The organism is Paenibacillus sp. DCT19 (assembly GCF_003268635.1).
Classification (GTDB): domain Bacteria; phylum Bacillota; class Bacilli; order Paenibacillales; family Paenibacillaceae; genus Paenibacillus.
Map to the genome: position 1 here is coordinate 1,709,105 of NZ_CP029639.1, position 24,312 is coordinate 1,733,416.

Consider the following 24,312-nt stretch of genomic DNA (forward strand, 5'->3'; position numbering starts at 1 on the left):
TCTAATGAAGGAGGCATTCTTGCATGATTAAAGGACAGATTATTTTGATCACTGGAGGAACAGGCTCCTGGGGACAGAAGCTGACCGAGGTACTGCTGGAACAGGATCCAGCTGAGATTCGCATCATGTCGCGTAACGAGTATGCTCAGATCGCGATGCAACGTGATTTTGGTCATGATGCAAGGCTACGTTTTGTCATCGGAGATATTCGGGATTATGGGGCAGTAGAGGAAGCGTGCCGGAATGTGAATGTTCTCTTTCATTTGGCCGCATTGAAGCATGTACCCGTGTGTGAAGACCAGCCAGATGAAGCCTTCAAGACCAATGTCATTGGCACGCAGAATATCATTAAAGCGGCCATTCGTATGAAGATTCCTAAGGTGATTGATGTTTCTACCGATAAGGCGGTCGATCCAATCAACGTATATGGCATGACCAAGGCACTCGGTGAAAAGATGATGATCCGTGCGAATGGGCTGAGTGAGCATACTCGATTTGTCTGCATCCGCGGTGGCAATGTGTTAGGAACAAGCGGCAGTGTTGTGCCATTGTTCCGGCGGCAGATTGATGAGGGCAAGTCGCTTACCATTACGGACAAAGGTATGACTCGCTTTTTTCTGACTCGCACAGAAGCGATACATCTACTGCTTAAGGCGGCTGAGGCGGCGGTAGGCGGAGAGACATTTGTGATGAAAATGAAAGCTTGCAAGATGACCGATCTGGCCTCGGTGATGTTAGAGCAGGCGGGTCGCCCGTCCTTTGACTATAAGGTTACAGGCATTCGCCCTGGCGAGAAGCTGCATGAAGTGCTCATCTCACCATTTGAATCACCGCGTACCTATAAGTATGATGAGCAATATTATGTCATATTGCCGCAGGAACCGGACAAGCGCCTGCAAGATCAGTACAGTAGCCTGCCTCGTGTCACACTTTCCGAATATCGTTCAGACACTGCCATGATGAACAAACAAGCGATAGCTCAGTTTTTGCGTGCCGGCGGATTTATCGATTAATAGAAGGGAGGCGGAGCGCTTGGAGATGGAAGGATTGCAAGACAGCATACACAACCGCTCCCTTCTTGCTGCTGTTATTGGGCTGGGTTATGTCGGGCTTCCGATGGCAGTGGAGATGGCGCAGGCTGGTTATCGAGTACATGGTATTGATATTGATACACTCAAGGTTGCGAGACTTCGAGCGGGAGATTCCTATGTGATCGGTATTGAGGATCAAGTGGTGCAGTCGTTAACTGCAAACGGATTATTCACGGCAACAACGGATTATGCAGCAGTCGCCAAGGCGGATATCATTGTCATCTGTGTACCAACACCACTAACGCCAGGTCATCAACCGGATATTTCATATATCGCCGCAGCAGTGGAAGGCATTACCCCTCATCTGAAGCAGGGAAGCCTCATCATCTTGGAGAGCACCACGTATCCGGGAACGACGGAGGAGCATGTGAAGCAACCGATTGAAGAAGCCACAGGCTGGACAGTGGGCAAACAGTTCCATGTCTGCTATTCTCCTGAGCGGGTTGATCCAGGTAGTGTGAATTATGGGGTGAAAAATACACCGAAGATCATTGGAGGTACTACGTCCTCCTGTTTAGCCTATGGCACAGCGTTCTACGGCTCGTTCTTGAACGAAATTGTGCCTGTGAGCTCGACCACTGTGGCTGAGACCGCGAAGCTGTTCGAAAATACGTTTCGCAGCGTAAACATTGCCCTTGTGAATGAGCTTACGCCTGCATGCGAGCAGATGGGAGTGAACATCTGGGAGGTGCTGGACGCTGCTGCGACGAAGCCGTTTGGATATATGCCTTTCTACCCCGGGCCGGGGATTGGTGGACACTGTATTCCGATTGATCCGATCTATCTGTCCTGGGCGGCAGAGCGACAGGGGTCGGAGCTGCAATTCATCAAACTAGCCGATGCAATGAACCGGGAGATGCCGGAGCGTGTGGTGGCGAGGGCAGTGGAACTCCTGATGCAGAATGGGATTTTCGTAAAGGATGCACGGATTGTGCTGGCAGGTATGGCGTACAAAAAAGATATTGATGATTTGCGTGAATCCCCCGCACTGGATGTCTTCAGACTGCTAAGCGCAGCGGGAGCAGAGGTCGTCTTCACCGACCCGATGGTACCGGTCTTCCGCAAGGATGACGGCACGATTATTCAATCTCAACCAGCCTCGCCGGAGCTATGGGCATGGGCGGATCTTGTGATTATTACAACGGATCATACCGGCTTTGATTATCAAGAGATGGCGGACCACGCGAAACAAATTTTCGATACCCGTAATGCTACCCAAGGTGTCCATGGGGGCAACATTGTGGTGCTCGGGCATCCAGCTCATCATCCTATCGTTACTGATCCAGAGGAAATGGCAAACCATTCACCTCAAAAAGCAGGAGGTAGCGATGGCGAATCATGACCGGGTGAATGAGCGATATTATGGCGAGATTAATTCGGAAGAGTCTCATGAAGCAACGAGGACACGTATTCACTGGATGTGCCGGGAAGCGACAGGTGAGCGAATGCTGGATATCGGATGCAGTCAGGGGATTACCTCCATACTGCTTGCGCGTGAAGGTTTTCGGGTAACCGGCATTGATCTGGAGGAAGAGAGCATCAGGTATGCGAAGGAAGAGCTAGCGAAAGAATCGAAGCCTGTGCGAAGCAAAGTGGATTTTCGGCTGATGGACATTACGCAGTGGAAGGAAAGGGCTGTCTTCGACACGATACTGCTTGGTGAAGTGTTGGAGCATTTTGCCCATCCCGAGAAGTTATTAGTTCAGATCCATCGGTTATTGCATGAAAAAGGGACACTGGTCGTGACGGTTCCCTATGGATATCATCCGTTTCACGATCATAAACAGACTTTCTATGCAGGCAAGCTTGCGATGTGTCTGCTGCCGTATTTCGAAGTGATGAAGCTGGAGGTTCATCATAAATATCTATGCTGCGCTGCACGTAGACGATGGGAAGTCAATCCATATATCTCGCCTACGCCAAGTGAAATGAAAACATGGATGGAACTGGACTATGCCCATTTTGCCGAAATCGAACGTAGCCACCTGCGACTGATGAATCAACGGAAGAAGGCGCTCGACAATGCGGTTGAACAGGTAAAGCGTCTACGTAAACAAGAAGCGGAGAAACAGTCGTCAGAACAGTAAAAGTAGTAAGGATAGTCAGAACGGTTAGAGAAGTAAGATAAGGCGGACACAACAAGTATAGAGGGAGAGTACGATATATCAAGCTAAGCTGCACCAAGGAGACTTATAAAATGGATGTACAACCGGAGGCTATGTTGAAAAATAGGGCGCGTCTCCGTATTAGCAAGTCGGAATATGAAAGTTATCACGAACGTCGAATAAGATGCTTCATCGCATAAGGTGTAGGGGCAAGGAAGGGGTTTATCCGTGATCACTATCAGTCTATGTATGATCGTGAAGAACGAAGAACGCACGTTGGCACGTTGTCTCGATTCGGTGAGTGGAATCGTGGATGAGATCATCATTGTCGATACAGGCTCATCTGACCGAACAATGGATGTGGCTGCGCAGTATACCGACCAAGTCTACACATATGAATGGCAGGATGATTTTGCTGCTGCTCGTAATTACTCATTCGAGCAGGCCACGCAGGAGTATATCCTCTGGTTGGATGCAGATGATGTGTTGTTGCCGGGCGATCAGGCGAAGCTTCGGACGCTAAAAGAGCAGCTTCCGTCAGATGGTGAGACGGAAGCTGTGGTCTTGAACTACACGCTGGCCGAGGGGAGAAGGCAAGTCCGCTCGTGACGGACCGCCGGAACCGCCTGGTCAAGCGCAGCGCAGGGTGCCGCTGGCATGGCCGGCTGCACGAGCAGCTAAGCTTTCCGCGGAGCGGAGTGATGACGGCAGACATTGCCGTCACGCACCGCCGCGAAGCGAGCCATCATTCGGCGCGTAACGTGCGCATCCTGCGCAAATGGATCGCCGAAGAGGGCGTAGCCCAGGGTCGCCTGCTGTTCTATTATGCAGGCGAATGTTATGACCGCAAGCGCTACGGGGCTGCGGTGCAAGGCTACGAGAAGCTGTTGCAGGAGCCGCAGGGTTATCGCGAGGATCGTCTAATTGCCTGCGCGCGGCTTGCGGAATGTTATGAACGACTTGGCAAGCCGAGCTATAAGCTTCGCGCCTTATTTCAGTCGTTCCAGTTTGACCTACCCCATGCGGACTTCTGCTGCGCAATTGCGTCTTGCTTTCAAGAACGTGGGGAGCATATGACTGCGATATATTGGTATATGCAGGCTCTTGATGTAGGCACCCGTGATCCGGGGTTCCGCCCCGTACCTGCGGCATGTCGATCCTGGCTTCCTCATGCCCGGCTCTCCTTGTCCTATGCTCAATTGGGACATTGGGAACAGGCGCTTAAGCATAATGTTCAAGCGCTGGCATATATGCCGACTGATGCCGGATTGCTCAGTAATCGGGAGAAGTTGGAAACGATGGTGCGTCAGACAACATTTGAACCTCGCCAGGATTGACAGTGGGCAGAGTGAAGGAAGCGTAGAGAAGAGCAAAGAACAAGCGAAGAACAAGCGAAGATAAGCAAAGAGTATGCAAAGTAACCAGCACAGAGCCGTGATTAATGAGTAAGCTACGTGCTAGAATGTCTGCTCTAATCGTTTGATTTTGGTGTACTGCAAAAGCAAATAACTTATTTAAACATCACTGTTACTACTGCTTCTCAGGAGAGAGGCAACGCACGTATTCACCTTTCATGCGCAGGCTCTTACATGCAAAGTTCCATCCATCATAGATGTCCTCTTCAATATTCAGCGTTACGGTGTCATCATTATATTCGTTCCGGTTTTCAATCCGGAGCGTTTTTTCATTTTCCCATTCAAGGTGGTTAGCTCCGCGATGTTTAGCGCGATAGATGGTTTTCACAAAACTGGCGTCTGCACCAGCAGATCCGTTTCCGGTTGATCGAACATCGACCCAGATGGTTACTCCTCCTGCGCCCGCACCACCGTAAGGAACACCATAGATTTCGGCTACATATTCACCATGTCGTGAAGGCATCGAATAAGCAAGATATCCTTGTTCAGAACGATCGAATGTCGAGAAGTAGATACGAAGTATGTAGTAGAGAACGCCAACAACGATAAGTGCGATTACAAACAATAGAAACCCAGCAAACATTGGATGGCGCCTAATCCAGGGTTTGGTTAGTTTAGTTTCTGTAGTTGCTGCTTCGTTAGTACGATTGTTGTGCTCCAATAAGGTAAGCCTCCTTTAATCTAATATCTGCTGTGCCGGAATGTAGATATCCAATTCTCCGTAGTTCTCCTCCGCCAGATGACCATCCACCCATTCAAAGTAATACGAATCACGCTTCGCATACCCTGAACGACCCTGCCAATATTCATCAATAAAGGTCCAGACACTGTCTAGATGATCAATGTTGATTCGGCTGGAATGAAAGTCACAGATGAATTTGAAAACTGCATATTGACTGGCAGGTACCTCGATCTGATCCAGACCCGCAGGAGCATGATCAAACGTGTGCACTTCGACAGAAGGCTGATAGATACTATGATTGTTATCCATTTCACGGGTGAAACCAATGTAAACGCCGGGATGCACCGCATCGGGTATCGTTGCAAAATGCTCTTCCATAAAGTTGTTGCCTGCTGTCGTAGCCTCATAATAGGTCTCGTTGTCAATGTACCGTATGCTGCGTTGCTGACCGACAAGCTTCATGGCGGGTTTTCGCACATAAGTTGGACTCAGTACGTAGCCGTGTGGAAGGGTGGTGATCATAGCTGTCGTTAGGCGAGCTGTAATCCGGAGATCATGAGCCCCTTGTTTGCGATATTGTAATGGCGTGATGCCAAAAGCTTGCTTGAATCCCCGTATGTATGACTGTTCATATTCAAATGCATAGTGTGCACTGATATCGATAATCTTCCAGTTCCAATCAACGAGTTGCTCCAAGCTGCGAGCGAGTTTGCGAGCACGGATATATTCCCCGGGAAGTTGACCGCTAAGATGTTTGAACATTCGGTGCAGATGGAATTTGGATATATGAGCAATTGCAGCGAGATGGTCGAGGGACAGTTTTTCTTGAATATGAGTCTCAATATAGTCAAATAACATATCAAAAGTTTCTAGTAGATCGTGTTGCATAGGAATCTCCCTCATAGGTTCAAGTAGTTATAGCAATAAATGTTCATTTTTTCCTTATCTTCAATGATATCATAGCGAAGAGCTTAATTAACAACAAGATCGGAGAAACGTTCTATGATTACCCAAAAAAGAACTTATACCACACGAAGTATGATGATTCGTCTGTGGAAATTGACAGGTCGATATCGCATGTTCATCATCCTGTTGCTATTTGCGGCCTTTGCGGCTTCCTTAATTGAGGTCGGTTATCTGGAATCTATCCGAAGATTGGTCAAGGGAGCGACAGAATCACAGGTTTCCTTGATCTACTCAGGTCTAATCATAGGTGCAGTCATTGTGGTATCACGCATACTTGTAACCGCATTCATGACATGGATTGAGACATTGTTCCAGCAAAAATCACTCTTATCTGTGCAGACTCTATTACTCTCATCTCTTGGCAACACCGAGACACGAGATCTGACACCTTATCACACAGGTGATCTTACGGCTAGAATCTGGACGTCTGCTAAAGAGGCTCAGAAGGGGATCAACCAACATGGTATTGAACTGGCCAAAAATATCATTCAACTCATCCTCGCTTTTGCTTATTTCAGTTGGGTGAACCTGCCGTTGTCATTGGCTGTTATTGCCTTTACGCTAATCTATCCACTTGTAACGGTGGGGTTAGGCAGACGTTTACAACGTCAACATGACCAATTGAATGCTAGTGCGGCAGCAAGGGATGAAATGTTGACTGAGATTATACAAGCTCCTGTTGAGATTCGCAGCTACGGACTTGCGGGATCTGTGCAGCATCATTATAAGGAACGAATGAATCGAGTGTTCAGACAGACGATGTCAGTATCTGTGTTGCAACGCCTCTCGGAGGCGGCTGGACGGATCTCCACGTATGGGGGAATGATCCTGATCCTTTATCTGGGTGGCATACAGGTATTGAATGGACATATGGATGTGGGAGGGCTGGCGGCTTTTCTGGTAGCAAGCAGTCAGTTAACACGCCCGATCGAATCACTCTCAGGGTTATGGAATGACTTTATCAGCTCAGCCTCTCATGCGTCACGAATCTTTGAAGTGTTAGATTTGGAGAAAAAGAAAGCTGGATCAGATGAGCCAATGGCATCCACTCCTGAAACCAATACATATGTACACTTTGAATCAGGTTCAGATCAATTGGCTAAGCAAGATAAATCACATGCGATAGATATACAGCATGTCTCCTTCAGATATGGGGAGCAGGAAGAAGTGTTATCGAATATTTCGTTTACAGCTATGAAAGGCAAACTCACTGTCATTACAGGGTCAAGTGGGTGTGGCAAAACGACGTTATTGAAATTGTTAGCCGGGTTGTATGCTCCTAATGAAGGTGCAATACAAGTTACTGGTTCTACACAGACAGAGCAGATGCATCAGGTGTATGTTCCGCAACAAGCCTTTATTTTCACAGGCTCGGTGGAAGAAAATATCGTTTTTGGACTAGAAGGAATATCGGTTGATCAAGTAGAGGCTGCGGCGCAAATGACTCATGCACATGATGCTATTATGCGTCAGTCACTCGGTTATAAGACTGAGCTTCAGCCACAAGGTGGATCGATGTCTGGCGGGGAGCTCCAACGAATTAGTTTAGCGAGAGCTGTGCTTAGAAACCCGTATATTTTATTGCTGGATGAACCAACATCTTCTCAAGATCCTTGGCATGAGCAGCAATTGAATCGTCTAATGACCCGAATGACAACAGAGCAAGACATGACGATTATTGCGGTCACCCACCGATTGTCATTGATTGAAAGGGCAGATCAGGTCATCTATATCCAGAAGGGGCGCATCCAAGATGTGGGCACACATCATGACCTCCTGAATCGTCCGAATGGATATCGAAGCTATATTACGGAGCAGAGTGCAGCAGGCAATTGAATCACATTTGGGTGTGGAAGTGAGATTGGAGGAACACCATGAGTAGCGAGAATAACAAACCTATCAAGAACGAAGATCCGGTAGATCCGGTATATGACGATGGCACCAAGGGGACGGAGATCAATCGTGAGATGATTACAGCGGATGAAATGAAAGTAAATGATACGAACGAAGAGGATACACGCAAAAATGATACACACGAAAAGGATACGATAAATGAAGGTGATGTGAAGAACGATATATATATCCCACATGAGCGAGAGGATAAGCAAGCTGAAGAGCAAGGTGTGAAGCAAGAGCGAGATCAGGAAAAAGAGAAAGATGAAGTGAAAGACCAAGTTCAAGATAAAGGTCAAGAAGAAAATGAAGAGCAGGATGAGAAGAAATTGGCTTCGCTTACTCAGGTTTGGCCTGTTATTTACCGCTGGATGAAGCCTTACGGATTAGCTGTGGCAATTTTACTTATATTTATCGCAGCAGATGCTGTCTTTGATTGGGGACTTGCCTTTGTGCAGGGATTCTTCATAGATACGATCCAAGATGGTGGACAGCAGCGTCTGAACAATACAGCGATAATTTTCGTTGCCATTCTGGCTGGATTTATCGTATTGCTGGCGATGCATCGTTATGTGCTGGTATGGCTCAAGGAGTCGATGCACCGAGACATGTCTATGTCTCTGCTGAAGCTGTTGAATCGCATGCCCTATGCATGGGTTCGCAGGCAGAAGTCTGGGGATGTGATGCTTCGTATTAAGGAGGACACCAAGCATGGGGCAGAAGTGGTGGAGGCCATTGCGGAGGGTGTTACTGTTGTGTTCATTATTGCACTATCGTTAGGATACTTGTACCGTGCAGATGCATGGGTTGCAGTTATCGCTCTCATTAGTGCAGCTGCAATCTGGTTTACGGCGAGGTTGTACGATGGGCGGATTATACGTTTGTCCGATGAGGTTGAATCACGAGAAGGTGAGTCCCAGCAACAGATTCAACAATATGTGGAGGGCATACCGGTGATTCAGGCGTATCATGCTGCGCCATGGTTTCTGACTCGTTTTCGAACCCAACAGCAATCGCTGAACAAGGTTCAGGCGAAGCTGCAGATGACGTTGAGCATGTCGGATAATGTGGCGATGGCAGTGTTTGGTTTGGCTCAGTTGGCGGCATTGTTCCTTATCGCGTTATCAGCAGCGAGGGGACATTGTCTCCCGGTATGGTAGTGGCAAGTAGTTTACTGTTCGAACTCGTTGTGTGGCCTGTACTTGGTCTATCCAGCCAGTGGAGTCAGATGCAGTCCAGTGTGGGTGCATTTGGGCGTATCTCAGCATGGCTGGAACGAGCGGGCAAAATGGCGAAGATGGATAGATTCGAGGGCATGCAAGAAACCAATGTACATGGACGGGAGATTTCCCATAACAGAAAATCTAATGAAGAACTAGATAGAGCTACGGAGGAAGTGCCGAATCAAGCATTAGATAGAACACTGGAGAAAACCTCAAATAAAACGTTAGAGCAAACAGCACATCAAACAAAAAATCAAGAAAACGAACGTGCTATGCTTCGGCTCAGGCAGGTTATGGTATCGGATGAAGAAAGTGGACGGATCATTCTGGATCAGATTACGCTCAACCTGGTTCCTGGTGAACTGGTTGCTGTTGTTGGTGCCAGTGGTGCAGGCAAATCTACATTATGTCAGGTATGTGCTGGGTTACTTGAGCCTACAAATGGGAACGTAATGTTGCATGATAAGGAAGTTACGCAATATTTGGCTATGGATAGCCAATCCACTCTGACGTATATGCCGCAGACACCGACTTTTTTTACAGGAACAATGGCAGAGAATATTCGGCTGGGAAGAGACGTTGCATTTGATAAGGTAAAGCTTGCAGCAGAGCAAGCAGGTTTACATGAATTTATTGAGGCGCAGGAAGGACAGTATGAAGCACCCCTGCAAGAAAAAGGTGCCAATCTATCTGGAGGTCAGCAGCAACGACTATCTCTAGCCAGACTGTTCTTAAGAACATCTGATGTGTATATTCTAGACGAGCCAACATCATCACTTGATGTGCAGACAGAGCATCATGTAATGAAGCATCTGTTAACCTTTATGAAAGACCAAATAGGATTACTTGTTACCCATCGAATGGAGGTTGCCCAGCAGTGTCCCCGTATTCTCGTGATGGATCAAGGGCGAATTGTTGAAGATGGAACGCATGAGCAGCTGATGTTAAGCAAAGGGTTGTATTATCACATGAATGGTAAGAATTCGTAACTGATGATGAATTAGAGAACAATCGTTTTGTCTAATGAGGACAGGACGGTTGTTTTGTTTGTTGCAAAAGATTAACTGGGCATGGACGTTCACTGCGCCTGAACTGAATTGCTGCTTGGAATGGAGCTTGAGCCGTAGTTGTGCCTAACATAAATCAGCATTAAAAGACGGTTCCTATTCCTAATTAACAGTCTTTATATACCAAAGTACGTTTGACATGAAAACGCGGTTGCTCATTCGGGTCTGTCCCGTTAAACTAAAGGGAGCGGCGTTTTGCTTGACGGACAAGTCATGAGAACGCCATTTTGTTGTCAAGGATACGGCAATGGTGCCGTGTTCGGATGTCAGAATCGGATCGGACCAAGCTGGTGGAGGAACACCGGTGACAAGTAAGGAGTCTTTACATGAGTGTGCAAGCACCTACTTTAGAAGAAGCGCAGGGTCTCCTGCAAAAATATTATGGTTACCCCGACTTCCGCGAGGGTCAGAAAAAAATCGTATCCAGCCTGCTCGAATATGAGGATACGCTGGGCATTATGCCAACCGGGGGCGGTAAGTCGATCTGTTACCAGATTCCCGCTCTGTTATATCCGGGGCTAACGCTTGTCGTTTCCCCGCTCATCTCACTGATGAAAGATCAGGTCGATGCGCTGACGACCGCGGGCATTGCCGCCGCTTATATCAATAGTACGTTAAGCGGCAAAGAAGTGAATGATCGCATCCGCGCAGCGCAGCGCGGTGATCTGAAGTTGCTCTACGTCGCGCCGGAGCGACTGGAGCTGGATTGGTTCCGCGATGAGATGGCGCAGTTGCCCATCTCGTGCGTGGCTGTGGATGAGGCGCACTGTGTGTCACAGTGGGGCCATGATTTTCGGACAAGCTACCTGGCGGTAGCGCCGTTTGTGGATAGTTTGCCGGAGCGGCCGGTGGTTGCGGCCTTTACGGCGACGGCAACGCCCGAGGTCATGGGCGATATTCTGCGGCTGCTGCGTTTGCAGGATCCGCAGACTTACGTGACCGGACTTGGGCGGGATAATCTGGCGTTTAGCGTGCTGCGCGGTGAGAGCAAGAAGGATTTTGTGTTGAACTACGCGCGCGAGCATGAGAGTGAGCCAGGTATTATATATGCCGCGACCCGTAAGGACGTGGACGATCTGCATCAACGTTTATTGCATGCAGGCTTGCCCGCAGGACGTTATCATGCAGGTATGACAGACGATGAACGTGCTCAGAGTCAGGAGCAGTTTTTGTACGATGATATCCGCGTGATGGTGGCAACGAATGCCTTCGGGATGGGGATCGATAAGTCCAACGTGCGTTACGTGCTGCATTACAGCATGCCGAAGAATATGGAGGCATATGTGCAGGAAGCCGGACGCGCAGGACGGGATGGAGAGCCGAGTCAGTGCATATTGTTATTCGGGGCACAGGATATTATCACCCAGAAGTTCCTGATTGAACAGAATCCGATGGAGGGCGACCGGAAACAGAATGATTACCGGAAGCTGCAACAGATGGTGGATTACTGTTATACAACACGTTGTCTGCGCAGTGCACAGTTGGACTACTTTGGTGAGGTGCATGAGGACAAGCCTTGCGGCATCTGCAGTTCCTGTACGGATGATCGCGAGCTGGTAGATATGACGATTGATGCGCAGAAAATATTCAGCTGCATTCATCGTATGCGTGAACGCTATGGTGTATCTCTGGTTGCTTCGGTGCTCAAGGGCTCCCGTGCCAAAAAGGTTCTGGATTACGGCTTCGATTCCTTGCCGACATATGGTGTAATGGGCAATCGCACAGAGCGTGAAATTGCAGAGATCATCAACGTTATGGTATCCGAAGGTTATCTGATGCTGTCCGAGGGACAGTATCCGGTAGTGCGTTTGCAGCCTTTGGCGGTGGAAGTGCTCAAAGGTCAGCGTGAAGTTATGCAGCGGGTGGTGCGCAAGACGGCTGCAACAGCCTCGGGTACCAACTATGGTGGACGTCGTGGTCGTGATGCAATGCCATCTGCGGTTAACGAAACGGTATTTGAGCAACTGCGCTTAATCCGGCGTGATCTGGCGGCGAAGGAACATGTGCCGTCCTACATCATCTTCAATGATGCAACGCTTCGCGAGATGAGTGTGGTATGTCCCAAGACGGAACGTGACATGCTGACTATTAAAGGGGTCGGTGAGGTTAAGTATCGTAAGTATGGATTACCGTTCCTAGAATTCTTCCAGAAACAATCGGGCGAAGAGGTTGATACGGATGATGATGCCTTTTACGAGTATGAGTAAGGTGCTGGGTTGGTAATGAACACTGCTTGAGTTGCTGGAGCGATAAATGAATACTCTTTGTATTGCTCCGGTGGATAAATGAGTAATCAAGAGAATGCAACAGTTCTAAGTAAGAGTAAGAGTAAGAGTATGGGTATGGGTATGAGTATGAGTATGATCTATGAGTACCTGATGAAGTAATCGAGCGTATGAGTGTATGATATTGGTATTTTAGTATTTGAGTTTGGTAATCAGGTTGGGTATTTGGATTTTGTATTTAAGTTGGTTATTTTTTGATTCTAGTCTCTCGGTGATGGACAAATGGTGGAAAATTGTCTTTCATAAGGTGGACATTGTCGATCGAGAGCATGAACCCAAGGGTGTACAATATGTAGGTTGACTCATTGTTGTGTGGTCTATATGTTGTAGTTGGATGACGGCTGAGAGAAGGGTGTCTTTTTAAAAAGTGTGTCCACTCTTTGAAAGACAAAATCCAGATATGTCCATGAGGTGTGGAATATTTGCCTATGGAAGCTGGGGTATATGTACAATTAGTCGTGCAAGTGCAAGTGCAAGTGCAAGTGCAAGTGCAAGTGCAAGTGCAAGTGCAAGTGCAAGTGCAAGTGCAAGTGCAAGTGCAAGTGCAAGTGCAAGTGCAACGCAGGTGTTGATAGCGGGATAAGCTTATTATAGGAGCTTACATGGCTCGGAGCTTGAGCTAGAGTGTGCCTGAACAGCATCCGGGATCGGCTGGCTGTGGAGCTTTACTTTTCCCAAAAAATATGGTCTGGGTGTCCAGGCAAAGGTTGTGAACCATGAAGGTTATTCTTTCTACATTAAATGCAAAGTATATCCATACCTCGCTGGCTTTGCGGTGTCTGAAGTCTTACAGTGAGAAGGATTTTGATATTGATATCGCCGAGTATACGATTAAAGACCCAGTCATGAATATTGTGTCTGATCTGTACCAGCGTGGTGCGGACGTGATTGGGTTCTCGTGTTATATCTGGAACATTGAAGAGACGATTAAGGTTATTGATAATCTGAAAAAGGTTATGCCTGAGGTGAAAATTTTGCTGGGCGGGCCGGAAGTATCCTATGACACGGAATATTGGATGAACCGGATTCCCAATGTGGATTTCATTGTCATGGGTGAAGGCGAAGAGACGCTGCATCAGCTGTTGACGGAGCTTACGAGCAGCAAGAAGTTCCACTTTGTATACGGACTGGCTTATCGCAAAGGGGAAGAGGTCATTCTCATGCCAGGACGCCCGAAGGCGGATCTGAACGATCTGCCGTCACCGCATCGATTTGAAGAGGATATCCCGGATCTCGGGAAGCGGGTTGTTTATTTTGAAACGAGTCGTGGTTGCCCATTCAGCTGTCAGTTCTGTCTGTCCAGTATTGAGGTCGGCGTGCGGTATTACGATATCGAACGGACGAAGTCGGACATTCTGTACCTGATTGAGAAGGGTGCGAAGCTGATCAAGTTTGTAGACCGGACGTTCAACATTAAGCGGGATTACGCGCTGGAGATGTTCAAATTCCTGATTGAGAATCATCAGGGGACGGTGTTTCAGTTTGAAATTACCGCTGACATCATGCGCCCTGAGGTACTCGATTATCTTGCAGAGAATGCGCCGCCGGGTACGTTCCGATTCGAAATTGGGGTACAGTCCACGAATGATCCAACGAATGAACTGGTGAAACGCCGCCAGAACTTTACCAAGCTGAGTCGTACGGTGAACAAGGTCAAAGCTAGTGGGAAAATTGATCAGCATCTGGATCTCATCGCAGGACTACCGGAGGAAGATTACAATACGTTCCGTAAGACGTTTAATGATGTATTTGCTCTGGGGCCAGAAGAGCTTCAGCTCGGATTCCTCAAAATGCTGCGCGGTACGGGTCTGCGTCTCGATGCAGAGAAGTACAACTATACGTACATGGATCACGCGCCGTATGAGATTCTGGGTAGTGATGTGTTGCCGTTCAGCGACATCGTGCGCTTGAAGCGTCTGGAGGATGTGCTGGAGAAGTACTGGAACGCACACCGGATGGATCATACGCTGAAGTATCTGATGGAGCAGGAGTTCAACTCGCCGTTTGATTTCTTCCAGGCGTTCGGGGATTACTGGGAAGGGCAAGGCTGGCAGAAGATTGGTCACCAATTGGAGGATCTATTCACCCGCCTGCACAGCTTCCTAGAGTCGCGGAATACGCCGCATATGGATATTGTGCTTGGTCTGATGAAGCTGGACTACTTCCTCGGTCACAAGTACAAGCCACGCAAAATCTGGTGGGATGATGTACTCCAGAAAGACCAGTGGGCGGGTTATATGAAAACGCTGGCTGAGCGTCCAGAAGACGTTCGTCTGCCGCGTGTTGCCGGTGCCGCAGGCTCGGCATGGCTGGAAAGCAGCGGCACAGGTGCAACTGCCGCTGTGGGAAGCTCGGCTGCTGCCGGGGAAGACTCTGCCGCAGATGCGGCGGGTATGATCGGCAGTGATGGCGAGGATGTTGCGGCGCTTGCAGCGCAGGGCGCAGGAGTTATGTCCGCCGCGGATGGAGCGGCGGACAGTGGGGACGGCAACGCTTCGCGTGCGTTGCCGATGACCTCGGCCATGACCGCACAGACGGTCATGGGTGCCCGTGATTTCGCCGACCTTGGTCTCGGCGAAAAGGAACTGCAGAAGCACGCCGTATTGGACGTGCTTCCGTTCCGGCTTGAGCGGGTGCTTGCTGGCGCTAGCCCGCTTGCCGCGAAAGGCCGGACGCTGCTGGTCGTTGTGTACCAGCAGCATGAAGGGCAGCAGGCGCAGTATTACACGCTGCCGCTGGGAGAAGAAGCCGCTGCTATGTAGGTTGCAGCGGCGTGGATGAGCACCGCGATCATTGACGCGGTGCATCTCCATGAGGTGCTGCCCATTTGGGCGCAGCACCTCACCCTTACGCGGCTTGCCATTGCACAAGCCGCGCTCCGTTCTACCTTCAACAGCATATATGTTCCGAAAGCATCGGAAGGTCGTCTGACTCCCTAGGGGAGGAAGAAGGGCCTTCCTTTTTGTTTTTCAGAATGATAGCAAAAGCAGAATCCACCCAATCTAAGGAGGTTTCCTATGAATGAACATGTTACGACCAAAGAGACGATTACGATATCAAAAGGTTCTGCTGAGGTACTGCACATTTATATCCCGTATAACATTGCACATATTGAGCGGATTCGTCGGATCACAGGCAGAACGTGGCAAGCGAAAGAAAAAGTGTGGGTCATCCCCTACACCACATCAGCTATACAGGAGCTCATGAATCAATTTGATCCAGTAGATGTTCAGATTGCCCCAGAGTTGTGGGTGGAGAGTGAGGATTTACAGCAATGGAAAGCTAGCAAAGAGAGCGGTGTATGGAGCAAAGAGCCATTACAGAAGGCATTAACATTACGAGGATACAGTCGCAAAACGATCAAAGCATATTGTAATCAGATCGAACGCTTTCTGAGTAGCTGCCAAATTGAAAGTGCAACCGTGACTACTTCAGTAGTTCAGACGTACTGTTTAGATTTGCTTGAGCGAGGAATCTCCCATTCCAGTGTAAACCAGACGATCAGCGCGATTCGCTTCTATTGCAAACATGTACTCCATCATCCTACAGAGATCCAGTATATTCGTCCCAAGAAGCAGACCAAGTTGCCACAAGTATTGTCTGAAAAAGAAGTGGCTCAATTACTCACTTCCGTAACCAATCTCAAGCATAAAACGATTTTGTTTCTCACGTATTCGTCTGGTCTTCGTGTAGGTGAAGTCGTTCGTCTACGTTGTAGCGATCTGGATATTGAGCGCCAGACCCTTATTGTAAGGCAGGGAAAAGGTCAGAAGGATCGAAGAACGTTACTCTCCAATATTGCTTGGGAAATTGTGCAGGAATACATAAGCGAGTATAAACCCCATCGATGGTTGTTTCCGGGACAATCTCCGGATCGGCATCTGACCGAGCGTAGTGCGCAAAAGGTTTTTGAAGAAGCTAGACAACGCGCAGGCATTGTGAAAAAGGTTAGTATTCATGTCTTACGACACTCTTTCGCCACGCATTTACTGGAAAACGGAACAGACCTGCGCTATATCCAAGAGCTGCTTGGTCACACGAGTGCACGAACAACCCAGCGATATACGCATGTGAGTACCAAGAATATTCAGCGTATTCAGAGCCCGCTGGATCGTCTGGATCTGGGAGATTGAGTGTTGCTATAAATCTACCTTTTTCGCCAAATTCTTCTTCGCAAATACCACTGCTTGGGGTATCATATACGTAGTCAGATATCAGCCAGGACAAGTGGTATTTACGAAGTGCATAAATTAGATGTTAGCCGAAATTATTGCGATAGTAAAAAGAAAGAAGGATTATTATGGGGAAATATGGTGAAGCAGCAGTGAAAGCTGTCAATTATCTTAAAGAACATAAACATGGTGATCCAATTAAAGCATGGAATGAAGTGACAATGGAAATATTTGGTGAAGGTAGCTCTTCACAGAAAAAGGGATGCGCGAAAAACACTTTTTTAGGTCTATGCGAAGCAGGTCTACTTGAAAGCATTCCAAGAGGAGTTTACACAAATTCAAAAAAGAATAAAGCATACGGGCTAAAGGCAGTAAAAATATTAGGTGAGATTGATAAGGATAAGGATAAGGATATACATCAAAGAGTATTATGGAAAGAAGTAATTGGAGATCAAGACGTTAAGTACAATTCACAAATGGATGTCGTTCTAGGACTATGGAAAGAAGGGATGATCAGGCTTTGAGTGGCTAACTCGAAGAAGACAATAACTCCGGCTAACATAATATTCACGCTGCGGACATTCGTCCTTGGTCTGGCATTCGCCAGACACCCGACATGCGTCGAGTCGTGAATACAGGAACGTTAGATGAAATCGGCTAAATCAAATAACAATACTGCTTATAAGTGATCGAAATCCTGTATTGATTTTCTTTATTAAACTTAGCGAACGGAGAATGATTTCAATGAGTATATACCAGAATAAATTAGTTGCTTTTATTGATATCTTGGGATTTTCAAACTTAGTAAGTGAGAGTGCGACTAATGTTAATAAAGCACAGATGTTACTAAATTCACTTAAAGATATTGAAGCCTTTATTGCAAAAGAAGAAAACCTCTATCGAATTTCGGAAAGCGTAGGTAATAATACTGTTTCAAAATTAAAGATAAACTATACCCAATTTTCCGATAGCATTATTTTGAGCACAGATATTGATGTGCCTGAAATGGAAGGTCGTAAGTTTCATAATATTAACAATTTAATGAATATTTGTATCCTGATTTCCTATTTGCAAGCTAGATTTTTAAACGAAGGGGTGCTGTTAAGGGGAGGGTTGACGTGGGGGCCGATATTCCATGAAAAGAATATATGCTTTGGACCAGCATTTATTAGAGCATATCGCTTGGAGAGTAATTTTGCAATTAACCCTAGAATATTAATTGATCCGGATATTACAAGTTTGAAGTTGATACCAGCAGAATATCATGATTATGATCTCTATCCTTACCTAATGGAAAATAATTTTAAAGGCCATATATTTTTAAAGGACGAAGTAGACGAAAATTATTTTGTGAATTTTATGTTATTGAAAACCTTCAAGGATAACGCTAGTTCTATACTTAGCAAAATCAATGAAAATATAAGTGGTATGAACGATCAAATTGAAGATGAGAAGAAAGTAATAAACAAACATCAATGGGTAACTACAGAAATAAATAAATTTATAGAAAGACATAGTGATTAAGTTCAAAAGAATTTAGAGTTAATTCAGGAAGTTCCGACATCATCTAACATAATATTCACGCTGCGGCTCCGATGGAGCCTTGGTCTGTGGGTGGATTTCAAAGAGGGATTTCAGCAGACAACCCCTTCGGGGTTCATGAATACAGGAACGTTAGCCGAAATTATTGCGATAGTAAAAAGAAAGAAGGATTATTATGGGGAAATATGGTGAAGCAGCAGTGAAAGCTGTCAATTATCTTAAAGAACATAAACATGGTGATCCAATTAAAGCATGGAATGAAGTGACAATGGAAATATTTGGTGAAGGTAGCTCTTCACAGAAAAAGGGATGCGCGAAAAACACTTTTTTAGGTCTATGCGAAGCAGGTCTACTTGAAAGCATTCCAAGAGGAGTTTACACAAATTCAAAAAAGAATAAAGCATACGGGCTAAAGGCAGTAAAAATATTAGGTGAGATTGATAAGGATAAGGATAAGGATATACATCAAAGAGTATTATGGAAAGAAGTAATTGGAGATCAAGACGTTAAGTACAATTCACAAATGGATGTCGTTCTAGGACTATGGAAAGAAGGGATGATCAGGCTTTGAGTGGCTAACTCGAAGAAGACAATAACTCCGGCTAACATAATATTCACGCTGCGGACATTCGTCCTTGGTCTGGCATTCGCCAGACACCCGACATGCGTCGAGTCGTGAATACAGGAACGTTATACGACAGAATCAAATGAAAAGAGAGCCGTTTGGCTCTCAATTAGAAGTTATATTTAATTCATTATGTAATTGAAGAGCATCCTTAAAACCTTGCAAGTAGATTTCACGTTCTAGGATTGTTTGAACTGAAAGGTCTGCATCATCGTAAAGAAATAGAGTTTTATGCATATCCTGGGGTAGAAGTTCATGTAACTGTTTGAAGTAATGATTTCGATCAGATGAGAATTGATTATAGATAGAGTTGTTTTTGAGAAGATCGCTATATAAGGCTTCAATTCGATTACGTATCAACGAATCAAGTAAGACTTCTAAAGAATTGTACATAAATGATCACCGTCCGTTATGTTTTATTTTACGAATAAAAGTTTAACTTATTGAATATTATTTTATCATAACGAAAATTATAGTCAAGACATATCAAAGATATTTTTGATTAAGAAAATATATTTTCATATAATTAAAGAAAAATTCAAATCCGATACGAAGGGATACCATATGATAAGTTATAAACCATTTCAAAAATTATTGATCGACAGGGAGATTAAGAAGCAGGATTTATTGAAAATGACGGGGATTTCATCGGCTACGATGGCAAAGCTCAATACGAATGAATATGTATCGTTAGAAGTCATTGATAAATTATGTACGGCATTGGGATGCCAGCCTGGAGATCTTTTGGAACATCTAGCAGACCAATGAAAGAATAGAATATAAGAGGATGTTGGTTAACTCGAAGACGTGATTCCGTCGTATAACATAATATTCAAGCTGCGGCTCCTTTGGAGCCTTGGTCTGCTGGATGAATTTTGTGGAAGCGTTTCAGCAGACACATCCGACTTCGTCGGACGTCTTGAATACGGGAACGTTATGTGAAATACCCAAGGTCAAGAACATGAAGTAAAGGACGTAAAAACTATGACCATTGATGATTTTGATTACTACACGGACAAAGATTTTGAATGGACTGGAATCATAAATTTATATACTCATGCAGAATTTCGAAATAAGAAAGGCACTGTTTTTAGAATAGATTTATTAGTTGCAGATGAAATTGAAGAATCAGAATTGCTTATTTTAAAGTTTTTAGGACAGTCATGGACATGGGGAGAAGATCGTAGAATAAAAGCTTTCGAACTCTTGGATTTTCAATACATAAATAAAAGGCTTATTTTTGATTTTAGAACGATTAGAAAGAGCCCAAGATATGATGAGATTAAATACTTCTTGTTTGATTTAGGTGCAGGAATTGAAATCGGAGGAAACAAGATTGAAGAAATTCAAGTAAGAGAGCTGAAGTGATTATTTTACAGAAGGGTAGATCACATAACATAATATTCACGCTGCGGGCATACGCCCTTGGTCTGGCAGTCGCCAGACACTCGACATGCGTCGAGTCGTGAATACAGGAACGTTAGACGAAATCGAAATACCAGAAACCATATATTTAAGAGGGAGAAATCATGCAACAAGTGGATAGAACCAAAACGCTTGAAGAGCTTGAAGGCGAAAGTTGGGGAGAACCGAGTTTTAATTCGAGATTAGTTATCCGAGTACATGAATTAAGAAAGCAACCTCTAAATGAATTTAGTCATGAAGATTTAAGGCTGTTGATACTCCAGCAAATTAGCTTGGAATTCCTTTTACCCTTAGCATTCGAGAGGTTAATAATGAATCCATTAGCATCAGGAGATTTATACATTGGAGATTTATTTTGTTCCGTGCTTCAAGTAGATCAAGAATATTGGGAAGACCATATCGAATTAAAAAACGAATTAAATGAAGTGATCAGAATATATAATGAGGCTAGAAAGACAGTAGAAGATCAAATAAGCAAATATAGAAATAATGACATGTAAGTAGAGTCAAGAAGCCTGGTACATCACATAACATAATATTCAAGAAGCGGCTCCGATGGAGCCTTGGTCTGTAAGGTGGATTTCGAGGAGGCATTTCGGCAGACAACCTCTTTGGGGTTCATGAATACAGGAACGTTAGATGAAATTCCGAATAATCATCTGTTTAGGGAGGAATCAGTGATGATAAAAATGTTAAAAGAACAAAATAACCAATTGAATTATTGGGAAGTCTGGTATGACGAGGATTCAAAAGAATATAATATTCACTTTGGATTACTAGGAGACATCGGAAACCATCAAATAGAAGAGAAGAAAAAAGGAATCAATGTACCTAAATATATGGATCAGCTTGCTAAAGGGAAATTAGAAGAAGGATATATGTATCTTGAAGACGGTTTACTACAAGAATTAATGATTCAATATAAAACAGAAGAAAATAAAATAGTAGAAGAAGAATTAGAAAAACGTCATTTTGTTGAATCATTAATGAATGAGTGTCTAGGATGGACTGGAAATGGTCACTGTGATGGAGGAGATTATGGAAGTGGTACAATGAATATTTTTTGTTATGTAATCAATTCAAAAATTGCAATAGAAACAATAATCAATGAATTGAGAAAAAATGACTTGCTTGATAATTGCACTTTAGCAATCTCAAATGGAGAAGATTATATTTCATATTATCCAACTCAAGGTGAAAAAGTAGGAATATTCTAAGAAGTCGGAACTTCATCTAACATTATATCCACGCATCGGAGCCTGGCAGCTCCTCGGTCCGCCCGAAAGAGAATGACAGGGAAGTGGATTCAGGCGGACACATCTGCACCGACTAACCGCATCGCGGCTGGCTCCTGTCGGAGCCTTAAGTCGGTGAGACCTCGTGGATACAGGAACGTTATAAGACATAATTGCAAATCGTTTAAAGAAGTTTTGTGTTAGTATTTCGATGGAACAAATAGATAACGGCGTAGTGAATATGTAATACGGAGAAGTCGGAGTGAATTTAAGGAATATCATCTATAAGTCCCCGACTTGAAGCATGTACTCTAATAAATTATATATAAGTGAGGCGAGAACATGGCATGGAATATTGGATTGCTTTGTATAAAAGCAGGCATAGATGAAGTAGATAGCATTCTCGATATTTTCTATAAATCGAAAGAGGAACTACATTTTGAAGAAGTTACTTCTGTATCAATGGGGTCTGCTCTTGGAGTTGGACAAACTCAATCATGGATATTAATAGTAGATACAGAAGGTCGATTTATCGAAGATTTAAGTTTTCCATTGAAATTATCAAAAAAGTATAAAGTAAAAACATTTTGGATTTCAGAATCTCTAATTTATAGAGATTATTTTTTCAGTATCTTTAAAAAAGGTGGACTAAAAACGGAATTGAAAGGATTAAATAAAGGACTGAAATATTTAAATTCGAAAGGAATTAGAGCACTAGATGAGTGGGGCGAAACAATAATATTTCAGATTATTGAAAAAGAGATATTTGGTAATAAAAAGTGGGGTACTGGTACAAGTTTAATGGAATTACAATTCTCAAAATATGAACTGGACTGATTCCTCTATGTGTTAGTAGCTGATATGGAGAAAACATTTCGAAGATGGCAATTACATCATATAACAACATGTTCCCACTGCGGAAACTACGGAGCTTTGGTCTGCGAGGAGAGTTTTCAGGAAGACGAATCAGCAGACACACCTACATCGACTAACTGCGTCGCGACCACCCTTTGGGCTTAAGTCGGTAAGGCGTCGGGAACATAACAACGTTAGGTGAGTTTCGAGAGTACTATTTCATTATCATAGAGGGGTAAGAATGAAGGATAAAAACTTTCTTGAATTATATCAACAACTTTTCGATCAACTTCCTTTTTTTGATCTTTTTACTATTCAAGAATTTACACGCCCAGAAACTGAAGAAGCAAGTTATTTATTATCAATAAATAAAAATCTAGTTAGTTCAGAACAGGAAGCGTTCTTATTGCTGCTTGAAAAATTAGAGTATCTTGAAGATGGATTGGAATGGGAAGAAACATTAGTTAAAGAAAATAGACAAGAAGTAATTCAGAAAATCCTTTACTACATAAATAAGAATGGAAAAGTAGAGGGAATTAATAGTAATGAAATAATCAAAAAAATTGAAAATTATGGTGGAGATATCAACCATGAAAGTGAGTTTACTAATTCAACAAATACACTAATTTATGATGAGTGGAATCTGTTCCAAGTACTTGGTAGTAATGAAACTAACTATTTTCTTTTCATTTGGTATACAACAGCTTAAGATTCAGTGATTGTTAGTAATACAAAGATGCCCCGAACTTTACCTAACACCATATTCACGCTTGGGCAGACAAGCCGCCTCGGTCCGGATCGGAGTTAGAAGTAGATTCGAAGATGCAATTGGCAGTAGCGAGGAAGTGAATTCAGCTGGACACACCCGCACCACCCAACCGCGTCGCGGCCAGTCGCTACGCTCCTTTAGGGGGGCGACGTGAATACAAGTACGTTAGAAGAAATCAGCTCAAAAAACGAAAAATAAATATAAGAGGATAAGCAAGCTTATTGTGAAATATTTAGAGGAGAAGGGGAATACCACCTATGGAGAAAAATTGCCTTTATTTATCGTAACAGGTGCAAGTGGGTCAGGAAAAACATACGTCATTAAAGAAGTACGGAGAATGATGCCAGATTTTGATGTTTTTGACCCACATAATCTTGTAGAGTTTATTGGACACGATTGGGAAAAAATAAGGAATATTTGGCTTCGGGTTGCACGTAATACCGCTCAAAGTGGGCGAATGACAATAATATGCGGGACAATGATGTCTTGGGATATTGAAAAGTGTGCAGACTTTTCTTTTTTTAACCATGTATATTATATAAACTTACATTGTGATGAAGAAAGTCGCGAGAAACGTTTAAGGGAAAGAAATTGGTCCGATGAAGAAATTGAAAACCACAAGAACTTTGCAAAACGATTGCTTGAGATTGCCGACGAGGCGTATATCCCACCTATGCCTACAATTGATACCTCGAATACGGATGTAACTGAGGTCGCCTCCCAGATAAAAGAATAGGTTCTAAAATACGCTTAACTGAATATTGAACGTATCCCTACGGGGCTTGGAATAAAGATACTCACTATCCTTATTAAACGGGCTTGCCAGCCACAAAATATCCACCCAATTGAAATAGCGAGGAAAAAGATTAAAACAATTCCTTCTAATTGGCTAATAGAACATCTTCCTAATGTAGCTGAAACAGCAATTTGTCTTGACGATGAATGGGAGTATCGTAGATTGC

General features: G+C 44.6%; 25 protein-coding genes. 22 read left to right on the forward strand and 3 right to left on the reverse strand.

Going from position 1 to position 24,312, the window contains the following annotated elements; all coding sequences use genetic code 11:
- Positions 1 to 23 precede the first annotated feature (23 nt).
- The 5 genes from DMB88_RS07540 to DMB88_RS30915 all read left to right on the forward strand — a co-directional run bounded on the left by DMB88_RS07540 (position 24) and on the right by DMB88_RS30915 (position 4,533).
- Positions 24 to 1,013 carry a polysaccharide biosynthesis protein gene (locus DMB88_RS07540; protein ID WP_128100847.1) on the forward strand — a complete coding sequence of 330 codons (990 nt, stop codon included), beginning with the start codon at positions 24 to 26 and terminating at the stop codon, positions 1,011 to 1,013.
- Positions 1,014 to 1,038: 25 nt separating this feature from the next.
- Positions 1,039 to 2,433 (forward strand): nucleotide sugar dehydrogenase, encoded by a 1,395-nt coding sequence (locus DMB88_RS07545; RefSeq protein WP_128104359.1) that lies wholly within the window; start codon positions 1,039 to 1,041, stop codon positions 2,431 to 2,433.
- Positions 2,420 to 3,178 (forward strand): class I SAM-dependent methyltransferase, encoded by a 759-nt coding sequence (locus DMB88_RS07550; RefSeq protein WP_128100848.1) that lies wholly within the window; start codon positions 2,420 to 2,422, stop codon positions 3,176 to 3,178. Before DMB88_RS07545 ends, DMB88_RS07550 begins: the two co-directional genes overlap by 14 nt.
- Before the next feature lie 246 nt (positions 3,179 to 3,424).
- Positions 3,425 to 3,805, forward strand: a complete 381-nt coding sequence (locus DMB88_RS30910) for a glycosyltransferase family 2 protein (protein ID WP_254438492.1) — start codon at positions 3,425 to 3,427, stop codon at positions 3,803 to 3,805.
- 92 nt (positions 3,806 to 3,897) lie between these two features.
- Positions 3,898 to 4,533, forward strand: a complete 636-nt coding sequence (locus DMB88_RS30915) for a tetratricopeptide repeat protein (protein ID WP_254438493.1) — start codon at positions 3,898 to 3,900, stop codon at positions 4,531 to 4,533.
- A gap of 193 nt (positions 4,534 to 4,726) precedes the next feature.
- Here DMB88_RS30915 and DMB88_RS07560 read toward each other — a convergent pair whose 3' ends face one another.
- Complete coding sequence (locus tag DMB88_RS07560; RefSeq protein WP_128100849.1) at positions 4,727 to 5,272, reverse strand: hypothetical protein; 546 nt, start codon at positions 5,270 to 5,272, stop codon at positions 4,727 to 4,729.
- Positions 5,273 to 5,287: 15 nt separating this feature from the next.
- The gene (locus DMB88_RS07565; protein WP_128100850.1) at positions 5,288 to 6,181 is read right to left on the reverse strand and encodes a helix-turn-helix domain-containing protein; all 894 of its coding nucleotides are present in this window, start codon (positions 6,179 to 6,181) and stop codon (positions 5,288 to 5,290) included.
- Positions 6,182 to 6,295: 114 nt separating this feature from the next.
- On the opposite strand from DMB88_RS07565, the gene DMB88_RS07570 reads away from it, so the two are divergent.
- The 10 genes from DMB88_RS07570 to DMB88_RS07615 all read left to right on the forward strand — a co-directional run bounded on the left by DMB88_RS07570 (position 6,296) and on the right by DMB88_RS07615 (position 19,012).
- A complete protein-coding gene (locus DMB88_RS07570) occupies positions 6,296 to 8,095 on the forward strand; it encodes an ABC transporter ATP-binding protein (RefSeq protein ID WP_128100851.1) in 1,800 nt (599 codons plus the stop codon).
- 38 nt (positions 8,096 to 8,133) lie between these two features.
- Positions 8,134 to 9,312 (forward strand): ABC transporter transmembrane domain-containing protein, encoded by a 1,179-nt coding sequence (locus DMB88_RS07575; protein ID WP_128100852.1) that lies wholly within the window; start codon positions 8,134 to 8,136, stop codon positions 9,310 to 9,312.
- Positions 9,306 to 10,364: an ATP-binding cassette domain-containing protein gene (locus DMB88_RS07580; protein ID WP_128100853.1), complete on the forward strand. Its 1,059-nt coding sequence runs from the start codon at positions 9,306 to 9,308 to the stop codon at positions 10,362 to 10,364. Before DMB88_RS07575 ends, DMB88_RS07580 begins: the two co-directional genes overlap by 7 nt.
- Before the next feature lie 404 nt (positions 10,365 to 10,768).
- Positions 10,769 to 12,649, forward strand: a complete 1,881-nt coding sequence (recQ, locus tag DMB88_RS07585) for a DNA helicase RecQ (protein ID WP_128100854.1) — start codon at positions 10,769 to 10,771, stop codon at positions 12,647 to 12,649.
- Positions 12,650 to 13,127: 478 nt separating this feature from the next.
- On the forward strand, positions 13,128 to 13,310 hold the full coding sequence (locus DMB88_RS07590; RefSeq protein ID WP_128100855.1) for a hypothetical protein: 183 nt from the start codon (positions 13,128 to 13,130) through the stop codon (positions 13,308 to 13,310).
- Positions 13,311 to 13,443: 133 nt separating this feature from the next.
- Positions 13,444 to 15,489, forward strand: a complete 2,046-nt coding sequence (locus tag DMB88_RS07595) for a B12-binding domain-containing radical SAM protein (protein WP_128100856.1) — start codon at positions 13,444 to 13,446, stop codon at positions 15,487 to 15,489.
- Positions 15,490 to 15,744: 255 nt separating this feature from the next.
- Positions 15,745 to 16,860 carry a tyrosine-type recombinase/integrase gene (locus DMB88_RS07600; RefSeq protein WP_302476284.1) on the forward strand — a complete coding sequence of 372 codons (1,116 nt, stop codon included), beginning with the start codon at positions 15,745 to 15,747 and terminating at the stop codon, positions 16,858 to 16,860.
- 167 nt (positions 16,861 to 17,027) lie between these two features.
- On the forward strand, positions 17,028 to 17,423 hold the full coding sequence (locus DMB88_RS07605) for a DUF6979 family protein (protein ID WP_128100857.1): 396 nt from the start codon (positions 17,028 to 17,030) through the stop codon (positions 17,421 to 17,423).
- Between the two features lie 220 nt (positions 17,424 to 17,643).
- On the forward strand, positions 17,644 to 18,423 hold the full coding sequence (locus DMB88_RS07610) for a hypothetical protein (protein WP_128100858.1): 780 nt from the start codon (positions 17,644 to 17,646) through the stop codon (positions 18,421 to 18,423).
- Between the two features lie 193 nt (positions 18,424 to 18,616).
- Entirely contained in the window at positions 18,617 to 19,012 is a 396-nt protein-coding gene (locus DMB88_RS07615; protein ID WP_128100857.1) for a DUF6979 family protein, read from the forward strand.
- Positions 19,013 to 19,171: 159 nt separating this feature from the next.
- Here the strand turns inward: DMB88_RS07615 and DMB88_RS30920 are convergent, their stop codons facing one another.
- The gene (locus DMB88_RS30920) at positions 19,172 to 19,459 is read right to left on the reverse strand and encodes a hypothetical protein (protein ID WP_128100859.1); all 288 of its coding nucleotides are present in this window, start codon (positions 19,457 to 19,459) and stop codon (positions 19,172 to 19,174) included.
- A gap of 171 nt (positions 19,460 to 19,630) precedes the next feature.
- Between DMB88_RS30920 and DMB88_RS07625 the strand changes: the two genes are divergently transcribed.
- The 7 genes from DMB88_RS07625 (at position 19,631) to DMB88_RS07655 (ending at position 24,086) form a co-directional block, all read left to right on the forward strand.
- Entirely contained in the window at positions 19,631 to 19,834 is a 204-nt protein-coding gene (locus DMB88_RS07625) for a helix-turn-helix domain-containing protein (RefSeq protein WP_128100860.1), read from the forward strand.
- Positions 19,835 to 20,050: 216 nt separating this feature from the next.
- The gene (locus DMB88_RS07630) at positions 20,051 to 20,434 is read left to right on the forward strand and encodes a hypothetical protein (RefSeq protein ID WP_128100861.1); all 384 of its coding nucleotides are present in this window, start codon (positions 20,051 to 20,053) and stop codon (positions 20,432 to 20,434) included.
- Positions 20,435 to 20,595: 161 nt separating this feature from the next.
- A complete protein-coding gene (locus DMB88_RS07635) occupies positions 20,596 to 20,991 on the forward strand; it encodes a contact-dependent growth inhibition system immunity protein (RefSeq protein ID WP_164848641.1) in 396 nt (131 codons plus the stop codon).
- Between the two features lie 180 nt (positions 20,992 to 21,171).
- Positions 21,172 to 21,708: a hypothetical protein gene (locus DMB88_RS07640; RefSeq protein WP_128100862.1), complete on the forward strand. Its 537-nt coding sequence runs from the start codon at positions 21,172 to 21,174 to the stop codon at positions 21,706 to 21,708.
- 360 nt (positions 21,709 to 22,068) lie between these two features.
- Positions 22,069 to 22,563: a hypothetical protein gene (locus DMB88_RS07645; RefSeq protein ID WP_128100863.1), complete on the forward strand. Its 495-nt coding sequence runs from the start codon at positions 22,069 to 22,071 to the stop codon at positions 22,561 to 22,563.
- A 259-nt stretch (positions 22,564 to 22,822) separates the two neighbouring features.
- Positions 22,823 to 23,290 (forward strand): hypothetical protein, encoded by a 468-nt coding sequence (locus DMB88_RS07650; RefSeq protein ID WP_128100864.1) that lies wholly within the window; start codon positions 22,823 to 22,825, stop codon positions 23,288 to 23,290.
- Positions 23,291 to 23,573: 283 nt separating this feature from the next.
- Positions 23,574 to 24,086 (forward strand): AAA family ATPase, encoded by a 513-nt coding sequence (locus DMB88_RS07655; RefSeq protein ID WP_128100865.1) that lies wholly within the window; start codon positions 23,574 to 23,576, stop codon positions 24,084 to 24,086.
- Positions 24,087 to 24,312 lie beyond the last annotated feature (226 nt).

Coding starts and splice junctions, on each gene's coding strand:
- DMB88_RS07640 (WP_128100862.1), top strand. CDS start 21,172: ATGATAAAAATGTTAAAAGAACAAAATAACCAATTGAATTATTGGGAA.
- DMB88_RS07630 (WP_128100861.1), top strand. CDS start 20,051: ATGACCATTGATGATTTTGATTACTACACGGACAAAGATTTTGAATGG.
- recQ (WP_128100854.1), top strand. CDS start 10,769: ATGAGTGTGCAAGCACCTACTTTAGAAGAAGCGCAGGGTCTCCTGCAA.
- DMB88_RS07645 (WP_128100863.1), top strand. CDS start 22,069: ATGGCATGGAATATTGGATTGCTTTGTATAAAAGCAGGCATAGATGAA.
- DMB88_RS07650 (WP_128100864.1), top strand. CDS start 22,823: ATGAAGGATAAAAACTTTCTTGAATTATATCAACAACTTTTCGATCAA.
- DMB88_RS30920 (WP_128100859.1), bottom strand. CDS start 19,459: ATGTACAATTCTTTAGAAGTCTTACTTGATTCGTTGATACGTAATCGA.
- DMB88_RS07605 (WP_128100857.1), top strand. CDS start 17,028: ATGGGGAAATATGGTGAAGCAGCAGTGAAAGCTGTCAATTATCTTAAA.
- DMB88_RS07575 (WP_128100852.1), top strand. CDS start 8,134: ATGAGTAGCGAGAATAACAAACCTATCAAGAACGAAGATCCGGTAGAT.
- DMB88_RS07545 (WP_128104359.1), top strand. CDS start 1,039: ATGGAAGGATTGCAAGACAGCATACACAACCGCTCCCTTCTTGCTGCT.
- DMB88_RS07625 (WP_128100860.1), top strand. CDS start 19,631: ATGATAAGTTATAAACCATTTCAAAAATTATTGATCGACAGGGAGATT.
- DMB88_RS07540 (WP_128100847.1), top strand. CDS start 24: ATGATTAAAGGACAGATTATTTTGATCACTGGAGGAACAGGCTCCTGG.
- DMB88_RS07635 (WP_164848641.1), top strand. CDS start 20,596: ATGCAACAAGTGGATAGAACCAAAACGCTTGAAGAGCTTGAAGGCGAA.
- DMB88_RS07580 (WP_128100853.1), top strand. CDS start 9,306: ATGGTAGTGGCAAGTAGTTTACTGTTCGAACTCGTTGTGTGGCCTGTA.
- DMB88_RS07610 (WP_128100858.1), top strand. CDS start 17,644: ATGAGTATATACCAGAATAAATTAGTTGCTTTTATTGATATCTTGGGA.
- DMB88_RS07565 (WP_128100850.1), bottom strand. CDS start 6,181: ATGCAACACGATCTACTAGAAACTTTTGATATGTTATTTGACTATATT.
- DMB88_RS07615 (WP_128100857.1), top strand. CDS start 18,617: ATGGGGAAATATGGTGAAGCAGCAGTGAAAGCTGTCAATTATCTTAAA.
- DMB88_RS07590 (WP_128100855.1), top strand. CDS start 13,128: ATGTCCATGAGGTGTGGAATATTTGCCTATGGAAGCTGGGGTATATGT.
- DMB88_RS07550 (WP_128100848.1), top strand. CDS start 2,420: ATGGCGAATCATGACCGGGTGAATGAGCGATATTATGGCGAGATTAAT.
- DMB88_RS07595 (WP_128100856.1), top strand. CDS start 13,444: ATGAAGGTTATTCTTTCTACATTAAATGCAAAGTATATCCATACCTCG.
- DMB88_RS30915 (WP_254438493.1), top strand. CDS start 3,898: ATGACGGCAGACATTGCCGTCACGCACCGCCGCGAAGCGAGCCATCAT.
- DMB88_RS07570 (WP_128100851.1), top strand. CDS start 6,296: ATGATTACCCAAAAAAGAACTTATACCACACGAAGTATGATGATTCGT.
- DMB88_RS07600 (WP_302476284.1), top strand. CDS start 15,745: ATGAATGAACATGTTACGACCAAAGAGACGATTACGATATCAAAAGGT.